The sequence below is a fragment of the Flavobacterium sp. WC2416 genome (genome assembly GCF_041200095.1).
Classification (GTDB): Bacteria; Bacteroidota; Bacteroidia; order Flavobacteriales; family Flavobacteriaceae; genus Flavobacterium.
Genome location: NZ_CP165626.1, coordinates 1,775,493 through 1,796,097, shown reverse-complemented (window position 1 = coordinate 1,796,097; position 20,605 = coordinate 1,775,493). Strand labels below are relative to the sequence as shown.

12 protein-coding genes are annotated in these 20,605 nt (G+C 32.4%); 8 read left to right on the top strand and 4 right to left on the bottom strand.

Annotation, left to right across the window (positions count from 1 at the left end; genetic code table 11):
• Positions 1 to 11 precede the first annotated feature (11 nt).
• From AB3G39_RS07585 to AB3G39_RS07575, 3 genes are read right to left on the bottom strand one after another with little or no spacing between them, the layout of a single operon-like run.
• The gene (locus tag AB3G39_RS07585; protein WP_367771031.1) at positions 12 to 422 is read right to left on the bottom strand and encodes a response regulator; all 411 of its coding nucleotides are present in this window, start codon (positions 420 to 422) and stop codon (positions 12 to 14) included.
• A gap of 31 nt (positions 423 to 453) precedes the next feature.
• Complete coding sequence (locus AB3G39_RS07580) at positions 454 to 1,164, bottom strand: ATP-binding protein (protein WP_367771034.1); 711 nt, start codon at positions 1,162 to 1,164, stop codon at positions 454 to 456.
• A gap of 6 nt (positions 1,165 to 1,170) precedes the next feature.
• Positions 1,171 to 3,918: a PAS domain S-box protein gene (locus AB3G39_RS07575; RefSeq protein ID WP_369764716.1), complete on the bottom strand. Its 2,748-nt coding sequence runs from the start codon at positions 3,916 to 3,918 to the stop codon at positions 1,171 to 1,173.
• Positions 3,919 to 4,507: 589 nt separating this feature from the next.
• Between AB3G39_RS07575 and ppsA the strand changes: the two genes are divergently transcribed.
• The 8 genes from ppsA to AB3G39_RS07535 all read left to right on the top strand — a co-directional run bounded on the left by ppsA (position 4,508) and on the right by AB3G39_RS07535 (position 18,993).
• Positions 4,508 to 6,922: a phosphoenolpyruvate synthase gene (gene ppsA, locus AB3G39_RS07570; protein WP_369764715.1), complete on the top strand. Its 2,415-nt coding sequence runs from the start codon at positions 4,508 to 4,510 to the stop codon at positions 6,920 to 6,922.
• A 179-nt stretch (positions 6,923 to 7,101) separates the two neighbouring features.
• On the top strand, positions 7,102 to 7,569 hold the full coding sequence (locus AB3G39_RS07565) for an OsmC family protein (protein WP_369764714.1): 468 nt from the start codon (positions 7,102 to 7,104) through the stop codon (positions 7,567 to 7,569).
• A gap of 155 nt (positions 7,570 to 7,724) precedes the next feature.
• The gene (locus tag AB3G39_RS07560) at positions 7,725 to 8,717 is read left to right on the top strand and encodes a 2-hydroxyacid dehydrogenase (RefSeq protein ID WP_369764713.1); all 993 of its coding nucleotides are present in this window, start codon (positions 7,725 to 7,727) and stop codon (positions 8,715 to 8,717) included.
• A 330-nt stretch (positions 8,718 to 9,047) separates the two neighbouring features.
• Positions 9,048 to 10,148: a M50 family metallopeptidase gene (locus AB3G39_RS07555; protein ID WP_369764712.1), complete on the top strand. Its 1,101-nt coding sequence runs from the start codon at positions 9,048 to 9,050 to the stop codon at positions 10,146 to 10,148.
• Positions 10,138 to 11,298, top strand: a complete 1,161-nt coding sequence (locus AB3G39_RS07550) for a phosphatidylserine/phosphatidylglycerophosphate/cardiolipin synthase family protein (protein WP_367771049.1) — start codon at positions 10,138 to 10,140, stop codon at positions 11,296 to 11,298. Before AB3G39_RS07555 ends, AB3G39_RS07550 begins: the two co-directional genes overlap by 11 nt.
• 192 nt (positions 11,299 to 11,490) lie before the next feature.
• The gene (locus tag AB3G39_RS07545) at positions 11,491 to 16,743 is read left to right on the top strand and encodes an endonuclease (RefSeq protein ID WP_369764711.1); all 5,253 of its coding nucleotides are present in this window, start codon (positions 11,491 to 11,493) and stop codon (positions 16,741 to 16,743) included.
• Positions 16,744 to 17,287: 544 nt separating this feature from the next.
• Entirely contained in the window at positions 17,288 to 18,349 is a 1,062-nt protein-coding gene (locus AB3G39_RS07540) for a reverse transcriptase domain-containing protein (protein WP_367771053.1), read from the top strand.
• A gap of 182 nt (positions 18,350 to 18,531) precedes the next feature.
• Complete coding sequence (locus tag AB3G39_RS07535) at positions 18,532 to 18,993, top strand: DinB family protein (protein WP_367771056.1); 462 nt, start codon at positions 18,532 to 18,534, stop codon at positions 18,991 to 18,993.
• Positions 18,994 to 19,005: 12 nt separating this feature from the next.
• On the opposite strand, the gene AB3G39_RS07530 is transcribed toward AB3G39_RS07535, so the two are convergent.
• Positions 19,006 to 20,598 (bottom strand): MFS transporter, encoded by a 1,593-nt coding sequence (locus tag AB3G39_RS07530; protein WP_369764710.1) that lies wholly within the window; start codon positions 20,596 to 20,598, stop codon positions 19,006 to 19,008.
• Between the last annotated feature and the right edge of the window lie 7 nt (positions 20,599 to 20,605).

The window sequence follows — 20,605 nt, the reverse complement described above, 5'->3', positions numbered from 1 at the left end:
ATTTTAAAATTTTACATCTCACATAACTGCCAATAATTTTTTAATGTTGAAACAGACATAAGAAATTTTTCAAATGATAATGGTTTAAGAATGTAACCTGCGACATTAAGATCATAGGCTTTAATTTTATCACTGTCTTCATTTGAAGTCGTCATGACAAAAACAGAAATATTTTTCAGTTTCTCCGTTTCTCTAACAATTTTCAAAAATTCAATCCCATTCATTTTCGGCATATTTATATCCAAAATAATAATTCTTGGTAAAGGAACTATAGTATTTTCAAGCATTTCAAGTGCTTCAACACCATTTCCAGCTATAAAAAGAGGATTTTTAATATTATTTTTTAAAAATGCTCTTTTAACATTCATTACATCTACTTCGTCATCTTCAACTAATAAAATGTTTACTAATTTTTCACTCATTTTTTTTATTTTAAAATAAATTTATATTTTTTTATTTGGGCCAATTAAATTTAAAAACGGATCCCCTATCAATACTAGGTGAATACTCCATTTTACCACCTACCCTTTTTATTATTTTATTGCAAATTGTTAATCCTGCCCCTGTAGTTTCTAGAATGTCCTTTGAATTAACGGTATAGAACATATTGAAAATTTTTTCTTTAACTTCTTCTGGAATTCCAGGTCCATCGTCTCTTATAGTAAACTCGTAATTCGTTGCTGATTCATTTACTTCAATAAAGATATTCATTTTCTCTTTATCGTGAAATCGGATTGCGTTATCTAAAAGATTTGTTAGTACTTTTTGTAGTTTCTTACCTAAAGAATTGCTGTTTTCATTTTCAATTGTATACAAAAAATGAAATTCAGCTTTATCTTTTTCTTTTGTCAGTTCGACACAATCCGCTATCATTCGAGGAATATTAAACTCATACATTTCATTATCAAAATTATTGACTCTTGAAAGTTCCAGTAAAGCATTCATCATCATTTCTAGACGTCCAACTCTATTTTTCAACAAACTAAAATTAGCCAAGACCTCATTATTACTAATTCCTTCTAGGTCTTCTTCAATCCAATTAGTAATATTAGTGATAGCTCTCATGGGACTTTTTAGATCGTGGGAAACGATATAAACAAATTCTTCGTGTTCTTTTTTGAGAGCTATTAATTCCTCTTCTTCTTCGTTTACGAATTCCTTCATTTTATTTTATTTAGGGATTGTAAAAATAAAACTTGTTCCGTTACTTTCTAATGATTCAATATATATATCGCCTCCTTTTTCTTCGATTATTTTTTTTACAATTGACAAACCAATTCCTGTACTTTCCTTTTTATCTCTTGCTTCAATTGTTTGGAAAACTCCAAATACTCTTTCCTGATATTCTTTAGGAATTCCAGGTCCGTTATCGCTAATTTTAAATTGATGAAAATCAGGTAATTCAATATAAACACATTCTATTTTACCAATTTCTTTATCATTATATTTTACCGCATTACCAATAATATTACTAAAAACTTGATACAATAAAATTTTGGCATCAAAAATTTGTGGTATTTTATCTGCAATCGAAACTTCAAAATCCTTGTTTGGAACTATCGTTTCTACAATTTGGTCCAACATTAACTTAATATCAATTGTTTCCATTTCGATCTGGGTTCTTCCAATTCTAGAATAATCCAAAACCCCATTAATTAAGTTTTCCATACGCAATATACGACCACGTAATAATCCTAAATTATTTTTTACATCCTCTGGCATTTCTGGCATATCTTCAACAATCCATTCAGCAAGGTTATTGATTGCTCTTAAAGGAGCTTTCAAATCATGCGAAACAACATAAGCAAATTGATCTAACTCTTTATTGTTTTTTTCTAAATCACTTAAAGCATGATTTAAATTTTCTTGAGCTAATTTTTGTTCGGTTATATCTGTACTTATTGCTATATATTGATAGATCTTTCCTTTAGTGTCTAAAAAGGGAACAATTGTAGTTTTTTCCCAATAAAGTGATCCATCTTTTGCCCTATTTCTTATTTCCCCTTTCCAAATTCCTCCATTTACAACAACTCTTAAAATACTTTTTGCAAATTCGAAGGAAAGATAATCTGATATCATCCGTTGATTTTTACCTATCAGTTCTTCTTTATTGAATTTTGAAATAGCGCAAAAATTATCATTTACATACGTAAATACTCCATTAAGATCTGTCACTGACACAATTGCTGACTCATCTAAAGCCGCTCTAATATCATTTACTTCTTTAGATTTTTCTTGAATCTTTTGTTCTGCTATCGTTTTTTCAGTAACATCTTGAACTGAACCTTGAAGCCCCACTATTTCACCCTTTGTATTCTTAAAAGGTCTTCCTATTTCTGATATATATTTTATTCTATTTTCTGGTAATAAAATTCTATAATTTGTATTGTAATCTTCTCCCGTTTTTATGATTTTTTTATCTAATTCATCTAATAACACTAAATCATCCTTATGTATTCTACCTCTATATGATTCATAAAGTTTTCCATCAGGTACATTATCCAATTCAAATATTTTAGATTGTCCCTTAGACAACATCAGGTCTTTTGTTACTAAATTAAATTTCCAACTTCCAATTTTAGCGATGTTTTCTGATTCATCTAATAACATATTGCTATTTAATAGATTTAATTCAGCTTCTTTCTCTTTAGAAATATCTTTTGCTATTCCTAAATATCCAGTTACCTCACCCTCATTACTTTTAATAGCAGTTACTGATAACCTCATAGGAAAAGTAGTTCCGTCCTTTCTAACATAAGACCATTCTTGGGAATCAGCTATACCAAATTCTCTAGCTTTCACTACAAATGTGTCATATCCAGGCTCGATTTCCCTTCCTAATTCAATAGATAACTCTTCCGCTCTTTTTACCACTTCTTCCTTAATATGAAAGATTTCTGGTGTAATTTTACCTTCGATATCCTCCGCTTTATAACCCAAGAGTTTTTCGGCCCCTCTATTAAATTGTTTAATAACACCATCGAGATCTGAAGAAATTATTGAAAATTCAGTTGCATTTAGGATCGCTTTTAAATCAGTTGTAGTAGAAAGTAGCTCCTCTTTGTGCCTATTTTCTATAGTCATGTCCCTAGCAATACAATATAAATTGCCAGTAACTGGATCAGGAGAAGCATTCCAACTAAGTCCTACATATTCACCTTTTTTGGTGCGATATCGATTTTCAAAACTAATTGTTTTTTCTCCTCTAGCGAGCTTTTCAACTTCTTTGTAAGTTTTATCTAAATCTTCTGGATGAACAAAATTTATAAAGGGGGTTTTCCCCAATTCTTCTTTTGAATATCCCAAAACAGTAGTAAAAGCAGGATTTACACTAACGAACAGCCCATCACTATTGGCGATACCAACCATATCCTTCGATAACTCTAAAAAGTTTTTAAACTCTTTTTGGGCTAGAATAAGTTGCATGTTTTTTCTACGAAGCTGTAGTAAATTTATAACTTGATTTGCTAATAATTGAAGTGCATTTTTCTGCATATCCGTGAGCGTCCTTGGTATAGTATCAATTACACAAAGTGTTCCTAGATTAAATCCTTCATGATCCTTAAGCGGTGCTCCCGCATAAAACCGAATATCAGGATTTCCAGTGACTAATGGATTATCTGAAAATAATGTATCCTCTAATGCATTTTGAACTTCATAAACCTCATCTCCCATTATAGCGTATTGACAAAAAGAAATAGCTTTTGGAGTTTCTTTTGCTTTCAATCCAACACTTGATTTAAACCATTGTCTGTCTTTATCTAAGAGGCTAACTAATGAGATTGGTGTATCACAAATATAAGAAGCCAATTTTGTAATAGAATCAAACTCTTTTTCAGTCAAAGAATCCATTACTAAATAACTTTCTAGTGCCTGTAACCTATCTTTTTCATTAGATGGAGTAGGTAATTCTTTCATATAAAATGAATTAGATTATTTGAAATTAAATCAGAATATGGGGTATTTATTCTAATTAATATTTGTATGTATTAAAATACATTGGTCTTTACAAAAATAAAATTAATTTCCAATTATACATGTATTTAGAGTTATAATATCCTAATAATTAAATTTTTAAAGCTTCTTAAATTCATAGTTACACATTCTAAGGCATGTATTATTTCGATAATGGATTTTAACTATTTCGATATCAAATGAATAAATTCTAGTTTTACTATTTATTATTTATAATATTTAAAAAACACCCAAAGTTTATAATTCACTACAAAAACAACATAAATACTTACAAAACAAGCTATTATGACTAAATTATATTCAAAAAAAATCATAATTTAACATTGAAAAAAAAATATTTGCTTAAATTTACGATATGTCCCTTTTATACAAGAAACAGGAATATCCTCTTGTATTTATCCGTTTCTAATGAACCCTAATTTGCTTTGAATCCCTTTTAGAATTTTTCTATATATGGCTTAGTCAATCTGTTATTCATTTGTTTTTTAAGTTAGAATACCAACCACCTTACATTTTAAATATTTAAAACGATATGGAAAATTCAAAACTTATTCTTTTTTTCGACCAAATTAGCATAACGGATATTGAAATTGTTGGAGGAAAAAATGCCTCTTTAGGTGAAATGTATAATCAATTGAATCCTTTGGGTGTAGCTATTCCTAATGGTTTTGCTGTTACTGCCAATGCTTATCGTTTTTTTAGAAAAAAAAACCATCTAGAAGACACCTTAAACGAATTACTCTTTTCGCTTGACACAAAAAATTATTCGAATCTTTCCGAAATTGGGAAAAAAGCAAGGCAAATTATTTTATCGGCTAAGATTCCAGATACCATTAAAACTGAAATTGATACTGCATACCAATTGCTTTGTAAGCAAACAGGTATTGACAATGTAGGCGTAGCGGTCCGAAGTAGCGCCACTGCTGAGGATTTACCTACAGCTAGTTTTGCAGGTCAAATGGAGTCTTTTTTAAATATTTCAGGAAAGGAACAATTATGGGACGCTTTACTTCATTGCTATGCCTCCCTTTTTACAGATCGCGCCATTAAATACCGCCATGACATGAATTTTACTAAAATAGATATTGCTATTTCGGTAGGTGTTCAACAAATGGTTCGAAGTGATAAAGCATCATCCGGCGTGGCTTTTACCATCGATCCGGATACAGGTTTTCAAAATACAATTATCATTAATGGTTGTTGGGGATTAGGGGAAAACATTGTTAAGGGAACAATTACTCCAGATGAATGGATGGTTTTTAAACCCACTTTACAAAATAAAAACTTCAACCCTATACTAAAAAAACGTTGTGGAAGGAAAGAGTTCACCATGATTTATACCGAAAAATCAAAAATAAGCTCTGCCGAAAATACCATTGTAAATATCTCTACTCCAATAGAAAAACAAAACCAATATGCATTGAATGATAGTGAAGTAATACAACTAGCGCAATGGTGTAAAACAATAGAACTACATTACAAGAAACCAATGGATATTGAATGGGCAAAAGACGGTATAAATAATCAGTTATACATAGTGCAAGCAAGACCAGAAACCATTTATGGGACAATTAAAAGGAAAATAAGAGAAATTTATAAACTCAAGGAAAAAGGGACTTTAATAACGCAAGGAATAGCTCTTGGGGACAAAATTGCTAGCGGTAAAGCTCGAATACTTAATAATCCTCAAGAAGGTAATTTATTACTTGAAGGTGAAATCCTAGTGACTGACATGACCAATCCCGACTGGGATCCAATAATGAAAAAAGCTTCGGCTATCATTACCAATAAAGGGGGGCGTACCAGCCACGCCGCGATTGTAGCTCGAGAACTAGGAACCGTTGCTGTGGTGGGAACTGGAGATGCAACTCAATGTATAAAAAAAGGGCAATTAGTTACCGTTTCCTGCGCCGAAGGTAAAGAGGGCAATGTATATAATGGTCAGTTAAAATGGGAAGTGACTGAGCATGATTTTAGTCAATTAGCAATGCCCGAAACGGATCCCATGTTTATCCTTGCTGATCCTGAGCGTGCTTTTGAGCTGAGTTATTATCCAAATAAAGGAGTGGGTTTGATGCGAATGGAGTTTGTCATTTCGAACTCGATAAAAATTCATCCATTGGCCTTATGTGAACCTGAAAAAATAACTGATAAAACTATAAATGCAGAAATTCAAACACTTACAAAAGGCTATCAAGACGGCAAAAACTATTTTATAGATCAATTGGCCGAAGCTGTAGCTACTGTAGCCGCTGCATTCTACCCCAAAGAAGTTATTGTTCGCATGAGTGATTTTAAAAGCAATGAATATGCAAATCTTATTGGTGGAAAATATTACGAACCTAAAGAGGAAAATCCCATGATTGGTTTTCGTGGCGCCTCTCGTTATTACAGTGATTTTTATCGAAAAGGATTCGCATTAGAATGTGAAGCCATGAAAAAAGTGAGAAATCAAATGGGTTTAAAGAACGTGAAATTGATGATTCCTTTTTGCAGAACAATTGAGGAAGGGGAAAAAGTACTTGCCGAAATGGCAAAAAATGGCTTAACCCAAGGCGAAAACAATCTAGAAATTTATGTTATGATTGAAATTCCGAGTAATGTCATCTTAGCCGATGAATTTGCTGCTCTTTTTGATGGATTTTCGATTGGGTCCAATGATTTAACACAACTTACATTGGGTTTAGACCGAGATTCTGAATTGGTAAGTTATTTATTTAGCGAACAAAATTTGGCAGTAAAAACCCTAATTAGGGAAACAATAAGTGCTGCCAAACGCAATAAGATAAAAGTGGGGCTTTGCGGTCAAGCCCCAAGTGATATTCCAAAATTCGCACAGTTTTTAGTCGAAGAAGGAATTGATAGTATTTCCTTTAATCCAGATGCCTTAATAAAAGGAATTGAAAATATATTGGAAGCCGAAAAGAAAAATAAAGTACGCCTATAAGTAATCAAAAAAAAGAAATTATGGTCAAAAAAAGTAAAGAATAAAGATTGAAAATAAACTACTGTATCGAGTTTATTTTTTATATAAAACCTTTCTAAAATACTAGTCTATAACAACTAAAAATCGCTATTCCTGTTGTTTTATTTCAAATTAATTATTAATAACTAAACCTATTTAATATGCAGACTTACGAAGTAAATTTAAAATGTAAAGACAATAGAAGCGGATTTTTAATTTCATCCGTATTTCCTCAAAATTCAGAAAAAGAGACACCGCTTGAGTTACCAAAAATGATGAAAGACATCTGGTCTCCCGAGCATTTATTGCTTTCCTCTTTAAACAGCTGTCTAATGACTACTTTTTTATCCAAAGCCGAAAATGCTAATATTCAATTTGTAAGTTTTGAAAGTAGTTCCAGCTGTTCTATTGAAGTCATAAAAGGAAAAAATATAATAAGTGAAATTACGCTAAGACCAAAAGTAGTTATTCCCTATTTCCAAAATCCAGAACAGGTTAAATACATTTTGGAAATGAGCAAAAATTCCTGTTTGATTTCAAACATCATTAAAACAAATATTAGATTAGAACCCGAAGTAAGTATTGAACTTACACTCATTTCTAAAGAAGAAAAATATGATTTTGGATAAAAAAAAAAATTCTAAGAGCCCCAAAAGTATTACAATTAACCTCTGATTATGTGGTTATTACCAACTGCAAAAGGCTTACCTTACTATTTGAATAACAAATTGAAGCCAATATAATTACAACTCTTATGGGTTGTGTTAAATAAAATACCAAAATCATGAAAATATTAATGTACAGCACCTTCGACTTTGAAAAACCATTTATAGAAAAAGCTAAACATGGCAAGCTAGAATTAGTTTATACTTCTAAAAACCTAAACCATGATACAGTGGATCTAGCTAAAGGTTTTGAAGGGATATCTCTTTTTACATCAGATATTGCAAATAGTACAATACTAGAAAAATTGTACCATTTGGGAATAAAATACATTGCTTTACGTACTGTGGGCCATGATCATATTGATTTAAAAAAAGCTAGGTCATTAGGAATAAAAGTTGCAAATGTGCCTGAATACTCCCCTTTTTCGATTGCTGAACATGCAGTCGCTTTACTTATGGCACTAAACAGGAAAATAGTTCTAGGTCAAAAACTAATGGAAATGGGAGATTATCGTTTGGATAATTTGGTAGGATTTGATCTACATGGAAAGACTGTGGGCATTATTGGAACTGGAAAAATAGGTAGCGCTTTTGCTAAAATAATGCACGGATTTGGATGTACCCTTCTCGCCTATGATCCCTTTATAAATGAAGAACTGATTCAACAAACCAAAATTCGGTATTGTAATTTAGAAGAATTATGTCAAAGTGCAGATGTGATTTCCATCCATTGCCCATTGAATGTAGATTCTAAATATATGTTTAATAAATCCATTTTTTCTCAAATGAAAAAAGGGGTTGTTTTTATAAATACGGCGCGCGGAATGATTGTGAATACTGAGGATTTAATAGAGGCTATCAATAAAGGTATTATTAGCGCAGTAGGTCTTGATGTTTATGAAAAAGAAAGACCTATCTTTTTTAAAAACCACATTAGTGAAAAATTTACGGATCATGTGTATACGATTCTTCGTTCTCTTCCCAACGTATTAATTACGGGGCATCAAGGGTTTTTATCTAACGAAGCCTTACAGGGAATCGCAAATACTACTATGGCCAATTTAAATGCTTGGGCGTACAATAGTATTTGTGAAAACGAACTTGAAAAATGATATCCTAAAATAAAAGCAAATCCCAAAAATTTTTACTCAAAATAACTTCTGATAAATTAGTGCTTACTTCCAGTTATTGAAGCACAAAACTATTCGCACTAAAAGAATAAATCCAATCGACACTTTAATAGCAAGTATTATTCAAATAAATCAGTTTTGAATAATACCAAAATTCTTAATAAACAATACCGACTATTCTTCAGAAAAAAGTCGTAAATTAGTAACGCATTGATTCCCATAATCTTTCGCTTAAACCTGCATTTTTTGATTTTCATTATTGACACATTTTTTTTCTAATTATGCTTTTTAAAGCATTTAAAAAAAAGAGAAATGAAAGGATCATTTAAACTTGGAAAAGTAGCAGGAATTGGTTTGTTCATTCATTGGACCTTCTCATTACTACTCCTATTTATCATATTTGTCAATTACCGTTCAGGATATAATATCCTTCAAATAACGTGGTCTATTGCTTTTATTCTTTCTATATTTATTACTGTTGTTTTACATGAATTAGGTCATGCTTTAGCAGCAAAAAACTATGGAATTAAAACCAAAGATATTACGTTGCTTCCTATTGGCGGATTAGCCAGGTTAGAAAAACTTCCCGAAAAACCAATAGAAGAATTAATCGTTGCATTTGCTGGTCCGATGGTCAATCTTTTTTTGGCACTATTGACCAGTATTTTTGTTACAGTACCCGAAAATGAAGAACTTCTTATGACTCAATTATCAGGAGGAATCAACTCGCACAACTTCCTCTTGAATTTCTTAATCGTTAATTTAGCGTTAGCTATTTTTAATTTAATTCCAGCATTCCCAATGGATGGAGGGCGCATTTTAAGAGCGCTCTTGGCATTTAAATTTCAACGACATACTGCAACTAAAATTGCAGCTCGAATAGGCCAATTATTAGCAATAGGTTTTATATTTATTGGTTTTTTCTCCAATCCGTTTTTAATTTTCATAGGCATTTTTGTCATTATGGGTGCGCAAATGGAAACCGAATATACTGCCTCGAAATACCTTCTTAAAGGCTACACAGTGCGGGACGTAGTCATGAAACAATACCAAACTATTGATGCAAATCAACCCATAAAAAGAGCTATAGAATTACTTTTAGACAGTCAATCCAAGATTTTTTTAATAACCGCGAATAGCCAACCTGTAGGAACCCTAAATAGAGATCAAATAATAATAGCTCTTTCTGAAAAAGGCGAGAATACTCCCATAGTCAATGCGATGAACAAAAACTTAGTCTTCTTAAATATAGAAACTCTACTTGCGGATATTTTTGAGTTGGTTTATCATAATAAATCTAATTTGATGTTAGTCATGGAGAACAATCAACTTGTGGGTACTTTGGATACTGAAAATCTTTTAGAGTTTATATTAATTAAAGAAGTAAAACAAAAAGGTGCTTATGCTAATTAACAATTACATTAAAAACGACATAGAAAAGGTAAAATTAGTTCATAGTGGAACCGATTATTTTTCACGTTTAGAATATATAATCCAAGAAGCAAAATATGAAATTCATCTTCAATATTATATCTTTAAGAATGATTCTATTGGAAATAAAATCTTACAAGAATTAAAAAAAGCAGCAGTACGCAGGGTAAGAATCTATATTTTATTAGATGGTTTTGGTTCCTTTTCGTTTCCCAAAGATGTAATTGAGGAATTAACAAAAACTGGAATTAATTTTCGTTTTTTTTCTCCATTCCTATCCTCAAGCTCTTTATATATGGGCCGAAGATTACATCATAAAGTTGTTGTTGCGGATGACCAGGTAGTGTTAATTGGAGGAATTAATATAGCTGACAAATATGTGGGGTCCAAAGAAAATGGGGCCTGGCTCGATTATTCAGTGCAAATAAATGACGTGAAAATTGCAAAAAAACTGCAATTACTTTGTAGAGACTTATTCTTTAAGAAAAAGTACTTCTTCAAAAGAAAAATAGAATCTGTCTTTAATTCAGGGGAAGAAACTGCTGTCAGTATACTACAAAATGATTGGCTGAAAAGTAAAAACGAAATATACAATGCCTATATAGGTGCTTTTACACATGCTGAAAAAGAAATCACCATTGTGGGTAGCTATTTTTTGCCAGGTCGAAGACTTAATAATGCAATTAAAAAAGCAGCAAAAAACAAAGTAAAAATAAGATTAATCTTATCTGGAAAATCAGATGTTCCACTTTCTAGAAGAGCGACTTACCATATCTATTCTACGTTACTTACCCATAACATCGAATTGTATGAATGGAATAAAACAATACTTCATGGAAAAGCGGCCATAGTCGATAATTATTGGACAACTATTGGCTCATTTAATCTCAATAATTTAAGTTGTTATGGAAGTTTAGAAATGAATGTTGAAATCAAATCCATCCCATTTTCAAATACATTTCAACACCATCTAGATGAAATCATTTCACAAAGCCATAGAATAACACCTAAATCATTAAAAAAAGGAACAATGATTTCCCGTTTAAAAAATTATTTATCCTACTGGACCGCCAGGTTCATTCTTAATTTTGTTACCTATTTCCCAAATAAAAAATTTAAAAAATACTACTAAATATCCAAAAAAAATAGGGAACTCCAATAGCCGTTAAAATTCCATTATTATAGCAATTCACTCTAGTTTGTTAAATAATCGTATGGGTTTTTAATTTTTATATTAAAAATTTTAACGATTTGTTAATAGTATTAAACGCATAAAAACACAAATATGTATATATTTACTATCCAATAAATTAAACAAACAATTATGAAGCATTTTTACTTAAAAAGGCAGTTCTTTCTTGTAGCTGTATTTACTTTTTTAAGTGTGATTTCCTTTGCTCAAGTTCCTACGTATTATAATGGAGCAAACATTAGCCAAACTGGAGATGCCTTAAAATCAAATCTTTCAAACCTAATAACCACTACACATACGACAAAGTTGTCGTATACACCTGGAGTTTGGGATGCATTAAAACAAACAGATTTAGATCCAAACGATCCAACAAAAGTTTTACTGATTTATGGTTATAATGATAGTGATTCTGATGTTACAAATGACCGAACTCGTTCTAAAGATCAAAATGGTGGAAACCAAGGCGATTGGAATAGAGAGCACATTTTTGCCAAATCATTAGGAAACCCTAATTTAGGTACTGATGGCCCAGGAAGTGATGCACATCATTTACGAGCTGCAGATGTTACTTTGAATGCAACTAGAAATAACTATCCCTTTGGTGATGGATCTGGAAATGCTAAATTAGTTAATGGTGCCTGGTATCCAGGAGATGAATGGAAAGGTGATGTTGCCCGTATGATTATGTACATGCACTTGCATTATGGTGCTCAATGTCTTCCTAGTGCCGTGACCATCAGTTCACAAAACTACAGTGTTGATATGGCTGATATTCTATTAGAATGGAATGTTGAAGACCCTGTTTCTCAAGTAGAAATCAATAGAAATACAATATTAGAAGGAGTTCAAGGAAATAGAAATCCTTTTATTGACAACCCTGCTTTTGCTACAGCAATTTGGGGAGGACCACAAGCTCAAAATAGATTTGATGGAAGTGTACAATTAGATACTGAGGCACCATCTGTTCCAGCAACTTTATATGCTACTAATACAACCCAAACTGGAACAACTTTAACTTGGGTTCAATCAACAGATAATGTTGGTGTTTTGGGCTATCGAATTTATAATGGAACAGTACAAATTGCTTCATCATCAACAGCTAGTTATGTTTTAACTGGATTAACAGCGAATACAAATTATACCTTGTCAGTAAAAGCATTTGATGCAGCTGGAAACAATTCAACTGCTAGTAATAGTGTAGCGGTAACGACTCTAGTTAGTACGCCACCTACAACTCCAGCAACTTCTGTTGTTTTCATTAACGAAATTCATTATGATAATGCAGGTGCTGATGTGGGTGAAGGTGTTGAAATTGCTGGAACTGCAGGAACCGACTTAACAGGTTGGAGCATTATTCCTTATAATGGAAATGGTGGTGCATCGTACACTCCTATAGGAAGTTTATCCGGTGTAATTCCGAATCAATCTAATGGATTTGGAACTATTTTCGTAGCCATAAGTGGATTACAAAATGGGGCTCCTGACGGACTTGCATTAGTAAATAACTTAGGAAATGCAATTCAGTTTTTAAGCTACGAAGGCTCATTTGTTGCTACTAATGGTCCCGCAATCGGAATGACAAGCACGGATATTGGCGTTTCTCAAGCTGGAACCGAAGCAGTTGGTTTATCATTACAACTGAAAGGGTCTGGAAATCGATATAGTGATTTTACATGGCAAACATCTGTAGCAAGCACGTATGGAAGCATCAATAACGGGCAATCATTCTCTACGGTTATCGAGCCTCTCGCGGCACCAACAAATTTGGTCGCTAGTAACATCACACAAACCGCGACTAATTTATCATGGGATGCAGCTACCTCTGCAGTATCGTATGAAATTTATAGTGGAACTACTCAACTAGGAGCTACAACATCAACTACTTTTGACCTGACTGGGCTAACGGCTAATACGGTTTACAACTTAACAGTAGTAGCTTTAGATGCTGATGATAATTCTTCTGAAGCAAGTAATATAGTTACTATAATAACCTTAAAAAATACTACGCCTACTCCAGCTGGAGCTGTTTTTATCAACGAAATTCACTATGATAATGCAGGGACAGATGTTGAAGAAGGTGTTGAAGTTGCTGGTCTTGCAGGAACCGACTTAACAGGATGGAAAATTATTCCTTACAATGGTAATGGTGGTGCTTCTTATACTCCAATAGGTAATTTATCTGGTAGTATTCCAGATCAATTAAATGGTTATGGTACTGTATCTGTAACTATAGCAGGATTACAAAATGGTTCTCCTGACGGAATTGCATTAGTAGATGCAAATAATAATGTAATTCAGTTTTTAAGCTACGAAGGTAGTTTTACTGCTACCAATGGTCCTGCTGCAGGAATGACAAGTACTGATATTGGTATCATTGAAGCAAGTACTGCAACTGTTGGAAATTCACTTCAGCTAGTGGGTAAAGGAACAAAATATGCTGATTTTACATGGGAAGCAGCTGTAAGTACTTTCGGAAAAGTAAATAAAGGACAAAAATTTGGTGATTTAGTTTTCATCAATGAGATTCATTATGACAATGCAGGAACAGATGTTGGTGAAGCAGTTGAAATTGCCGGTTATGCCGGAACTGACCTAACTGGATGGAGCATTATCCCTTATAATGGTTCAGGTGGAGCAAGCTATACCCCAATAGGAAATTTATCTGGTAGTATTCCAGATCAATTAAATGGTTATGGTACTGTATCTGTAAACATTGCTGGATTACAAAATGGTTCTCCTGACGGAATTGCATTAGTAGATGCTACTGGAAAAGTAATTCAGTTTTTAAGCTACGAAGGTAGTTTTACCGCTACTAATGGTCCTGCTGCAGGAATGACAAGTACAGATATTGGTATTGCAGAAGCAAGCACAGCTGCACTAGGAACTTCATTACAATTAATAGGAGCAGGATATAACTATGCTGATTTTACTTGGCAAGCAGCCAATACTACTTTTGGAGCTATAAATAAAGGACAATTTTTTGGTGATGCTTCTGATATTTTAGTTGTAATTCCAATTGCTGAAGCAAGAAGTAAAGCAGATGGCGATATTGTAACTGTAACTGGTGTTTTAACTGTTTCAGACCAATTTGCTGGATCAGCTTACCTCCAAGATGCTACTGGAGCGATAGCCGTTTTTGACAAATCAGTACATGGTACTGGACTTTTCAAAATAGGAGATTCTATCACTGTTACAGGAACTAGAAGTTCCTACAGCGAGCAAGTTCAAATAAGCCCTGTAAGTGCGGTTACTAATAACGGATTACCTAATCAACCTATTTCGCCAGTTACTATCACTTTGAGTGAAATGGCAAACCACCCAGCTGAATTAGTAAGAATAGAAAATACGACTTTCCCTAAGCCTGGTGCTATTATGTTTGGTAATTCAAACACTGATATTACAGATGCAAGTGGAACAGCTCAATTGAGAATTGATGCAGATGTAAGTGATCTTACCGGTTTTGCACAACCTGAAAATTGTTCAGAAATAATAGGTGTAGTTGGAAATTATTTTGCCACTCAACAACTGTTACCACGAATGAGAACTGACTTCCCGTGTGCCAATAAATACCAACAAACAGGAAGTGATTTAAATATTTCAAAAGACAAAACTTTAGATATTGCGACTTGGAACATGGCGTGGTTTGGTGATGAAACTAATTCACCTGCTGCAGGAAAAATTAATTCAGATGCGATACAAAAAGACGCAGTCAAAAATGTTTTGCAACAATTAGATGCTGATATTTATGCAGTAGAAGAAATATCTGATGATGTTTTATTTGCTCAAATGGTTAGCGAAATGAATGATTACAGTTATGTTTTATCTGAAGCAACTTCCTACCCAAATGATTTTAGTAGTCCAAAACAAAAAGTTGGTTTTATTTATAAAAACAAAACCGTTACACCTGTAAGTACCAAAGTACTATTAGAAACCATTCATCCTTATTATAATGGTGGCGATGTTTCTGCATTGGCTAATTATCCTGATGCTGATAAATCACGCTTTTTTGCTAGTGGTAGATTGCCCTTTATGATGACTGCAAATGTTACAATTGATGGAAATCAAAAACAAATCAATATCATTGACCTTCATGCTAGAGCAAATACAAGTGGTGATGCCCAAGGCAAATATGACATGCGTAAGTTTGATGTAGAAGTTTTAAAAGACACCTTGAATGCACAATATCCGGATGCTAACTTAGTATTACTAGGAGATTATAACGATGATGTAGATTACACCGTTTCAGATGTTCCTACAACTGTTTCTAGTTATGAAGCATATGTAAATGATAGCGCAAACTTTAGTGTTGTTACAAAATCATTAAGTGAAGCAGGATTTAGATCGTATGTGACCTATGAAAATATGATTGATCATATTACACTTTCAAATGAACTTGCGGATTTATACATCAATGAATCAGCAAGAGTACACTATGAATTTTACACGAGCGATTATACTAAAACAGCCTCTGACCACTTCCCTGTTTCAGTAAGATTACAATTAAAAGAATTGACGCTTGACGCTAGTAATACAACAGATATAACTTGCAATGGCGAATCTAATGGTACTGCTTCTGTATCTGTTTCAGGCGGAATTGCACCATACACTTATACTTGGAATATTGGTGAAATTACCGACACAAACTCTATATCAAATCTTGATGCGGGAACTTATAGTGTAACTGTAAAAGATATTTTAAATAATGAAGTAGTTGCAACATTTACTATAAATGAGCCTTCAATAATTGAAATTCCTGAAACTGAATCACCAACTGTATATTACGGGTATACAAATTCTTCTTGTACAACGCTAACTGCAGGCAATGTAACTGGAGGTATATTACCTTATTCATATACATGGAGTAATGGAGCTACGACAAGCAGTATTAATGTATGTCCAAGCGCAACAACAACTTATACATTAACTGTTACAGATGCTAATGGTTGCTCATCAGTATCCGAAAAAGCAGTAAATGTAATTGACGTAAATTGTGGTTCTAACCCAAAAAACTCTAAAGTTGCATTATGCCACAAAGGGAAAACAATATGTATTGATGAAAATGCAGTTGCCTCTCATTTAGCACATGGTGACGTTTTAGGAAGTTGCGATACAGCAATTGAGGATGTAAAAATCACAGCTGTAAACGTTTTTCCAAATCCATTTGTAAGCCAAATCAATGTGGAAATTAATAGCTCATCTATTGCAAAAGTAGATTTTCAAATTTATAATTTCTTTGGACAATTAGTCAGCCAATCATCTCATAACATTACTTCAGGAAAATCAACTGTAAATCTACAATTAGCTGATTTAAGAAGAGGATTCTATTTCCTAAAAACAGTAGTTAATGGAAACATAAAACATATTAAATACCTTGTAAAGAACTAATTATTTCAACAAGTTAGATTGAGATAATTTGTTTTTATCTAAAATTAAAGCCTCCAAAATAATTGTTTTGGAGGCTTTTCATTTTAAGTCGTAACAAAAAAAATCTGCACAGATTATACTAAAATGTAAATAAAAAATTGTAAATTTATGTAGAGATACACCCCATTAATCGTTTGATATTATAATACTTACAAATTAAAAACATCTTAATTGATGCTTTAAATACTTTGATATTATGGAACCAAATATAAAAGTAAAACAAAAAAAAGAGGAATGGATTACAAAGGATCTAAAAAGTAAAATCCCAAAATTAGATTCAAAAACCATTTATATTCCAAATCAGAATAAGTTGTCATTTTGATTTATTTTTAAAATTACGTTGGCTAAGCTAACTTTGGAGCAGTGAGTCACTGTTCTGTAATTGAATGTTTTTTCAAGCACTGGGTTTAAAAGGCTCTCCGCAGAGCTCCGAACCTTTTAAACCCGTATTCCTAATTGGAGTGAGTGACATAAAAGTCCTCACTCCATTAACGATTTTAAAGCTATGGATTTTGCTCAATACAAAGAAACTTTCATGAAAGAAGCCACAAAAATAGGCTACTCTAAACAAAACATAAATCGTTGTTTGAATTATGCTGAGCCATTGTTTTCAAACAATGTTCCTGTTATTTATAACTCTTCCCACTTAACCTTACTTGTAGGATATAAAAAAGAATACATAAAAAAAGCCGCATTACACACCAAATATTTTTATCGTGATTTTGAGATTACAAAAAAGAACGGAAAAAAAAGAGCCATTTCAGAACCACTCCCAAGTTTAAAAGAAATACAACATTGGATTTTAAAAAACATCTTATATAAAATTCCTATTAGCCCATTTGCAAAAGCATATAGACCTAATGTAAGTATTTTAGAGAATATAAGATTTCACAAAAACCAACCTAAAGTATTCACCCTTGACTTAGAAAATTTTTTTCCATCAATTAAAATTGAAAGTGTAGAGCAAATATTTTTAGAAGTGGGTTATTCAAAAAGCATTTCAAATCTACTTTCACAACTATGTACTAAAGATGGTTTTTTACCACAAGGTGCACCAACAAGTCCTTATCTTTCAAACCTCATTTTTAAAAAAGCTGATATGGCTATTGCTGATTACTGTATACAACATAAAATAAGATATACCCGTTATGCCGATGATTTGAGTTTTTCAGGAAATTTTGACGAAAAAAAATTACTCGAAAAAGTAACCGACAATATTCAAGTAATGGGATTGCAAATCAATGCTGCAAAAACAAATCTTATGACTCCAAATATGAGACAAACTGTCACAGGTATTGTTGTCAATGAAAAACCACAAGTCGTTTTCCATAAACGCAATAAATTGAGACAAGCCATGTATTATATCATGAAATTTGGTATTGATGAACATCGGGAATACAAAGAAATAGATCAGGTTCACTTTCTAGAACATCTCTTGGGAAAAATAAATTTTGTTTTGCAAATCAATCCAAAAGATCATGAATTTATCGGTTACAAATCACATCTTATCGAATTAAAAGAAAAGCAAAAAGCAAGAATGATAAAAACAGAATTACTACTGATGTAAAAAGCAATATGAACAACTAATAATAGTAGAAAAGCCCTTTATTGGGCTATTTTTATTTCGCTTCCTCTCTCAAAATAAAAATTTTAGACTAAATTCACAATTCAACACCCTTTTTTCGTTTCAGGAAAATTAGAGCCCTATCACAACAATACAAAGTTGAAATCACTAAAAACCCTTATTTAATGAAATCAAAAACTCAGTTATTTATTGCGCTATGGCAAGAAGGTAGAACTAGATTTACAAAGCAATTAGATTTAATTATAGAAAATGATTTGAAAAAGAAATTGGCAACTTCGCCCAATAGCCTTGGTTTTCTTATTCGCCATATTAGTGATGTTGAGTTGCTTTTTACAAAAAATATATTTGGTGCAAGCGAAGTTAAAGTAATTGCAAAAACAGTAATTGCAAAAAAGGATACCGGTGAATGGACCAACCTATCCGAATTAAAAGAATACTCCCATTATGCCTATCAAAATTTATTAGCTATACTTGAAAAACAAACGGATACCGACTGGGATACCTCTATTACTACTTCAGAATTTGGCACAAAGACAAAAGCTGAAGCCCTAGGAAGAATTGTATCCCATACTGCTTATCATGCTGGACAAATGTCCATCATTAATAAATATGGAACCAGTACCTAATTCATTGTTCTGCTAAATAGGAATTACTTTAGCTCCAATTTTTCTGAAATGAAAATGAAAATGAGGTATTAATGCGATGCCTAGCATAATTAAAAATATTACAATCCCCATAAAATAATAGTAATCCCTTGCGAACAAGGTATTAGTATGAATAGCAACTGCTTTACCTAACAATTTTTTAGCCACAACTTTAGCTTTCATTGCCGAAGCTCCGTTGGCAAGTGCTGCATTTTCATACAATTGCAAACGCTTACTCGATTCATAATTTAAAGTAGTAACTGAGTTGCCTAACTCATGATAATGCACACTTACTTGTCGTAGATTCATAAAAGAAATTAGCGCTAAACTCACAGTAAAAGCAAAAAATCGGAAAGAAACACCACTCAATGAGGCCGAAAAACTTTTGGATTCTGGTACTGATGCAATTGTAAACATAACGATAGAAAGCATTAAAATTCCATTTCCTAAACCTTGAAAAAACAGCGGTAATAAAACACTTTCTTCATTGGCCTGCGAGCCAAAAATAAAAAACATTTGAATATGATAGAGTAATAAAAAAGCGAATCCTGTAAGCCAAATTAAGCGCATATTTCTTTTACTTAACAGGAAACGAGCCGTTAATGCAATTCCTACAACAATTCCTAAAGCATTAAAAAACATAATGTAAGCATAATGATACGAATCTAATCCCATATCATTAAAAAGAAATGTGTTCGCAGCACTCAAATCTCCTTTACAAATATAATACAGTACGAGTAGCGCTCCACCTATTCTAAAATTTCTAAATTTGTAAATAGTTAAATCTATAAACGGACGCTTATTTTTTTGCTGCATGAAAATAAAAGTAGCAAGTAATAACATTATTGTCCCTAAACAAACCCAAATACGAATACTTTCAAACCAATTGTAATATTGTCCATACAAAAGAACATAGGCAATTAATGTTAGTAGAGAACTATAAATCACAAAACTTTTCCAATCCAATTGATGTAAGGGAAACCTTTTACTATGCAAACGTATGTTTGTTTTAAGACAAAGAAATAGTAATAATACTCCTGGAATTTGAACATAAATAATGGCAAGATACATTACATTAAAATCATAATTTTGGAATATATATGCATCAAACAAGTACGTAAAAGCATTCGAAATAAGTAGCGTTCCGTAAAAAACAGCATACCCTAATACTCTGGAGCGCTCTGAATGAAATTGAGAAAAAATCAAACTTAATGTAATTCCAATCATTGCAACAGTAACTGCTCCACCTAAAAATCGTAAAACAAAGAAAAGCAGTGCATCATTAGTAGTATACAAAACTAAGTTGATCCCGGTGAACAATAAAACACTCATTAGAAAATAAGTTTTGGAAGCAAAATAGCTAAAAAACCTTCTTTCTAATGGAAAAAAACTGGCAATTCCAACATAATACAAAACGATAGAAAATTGGATATCAGTAGGATCCAGACCATAATAACTGGCAGCACTACTTATTCCTCCGATGTAACCTGCTAACATGGATACCGCTGGCAGAATTACTAAAAAAATAACCGCTTTAATTAACCATTTAGGAACCCAACTTTTAAATATGTTTGATGACTGATCCATGTAACTA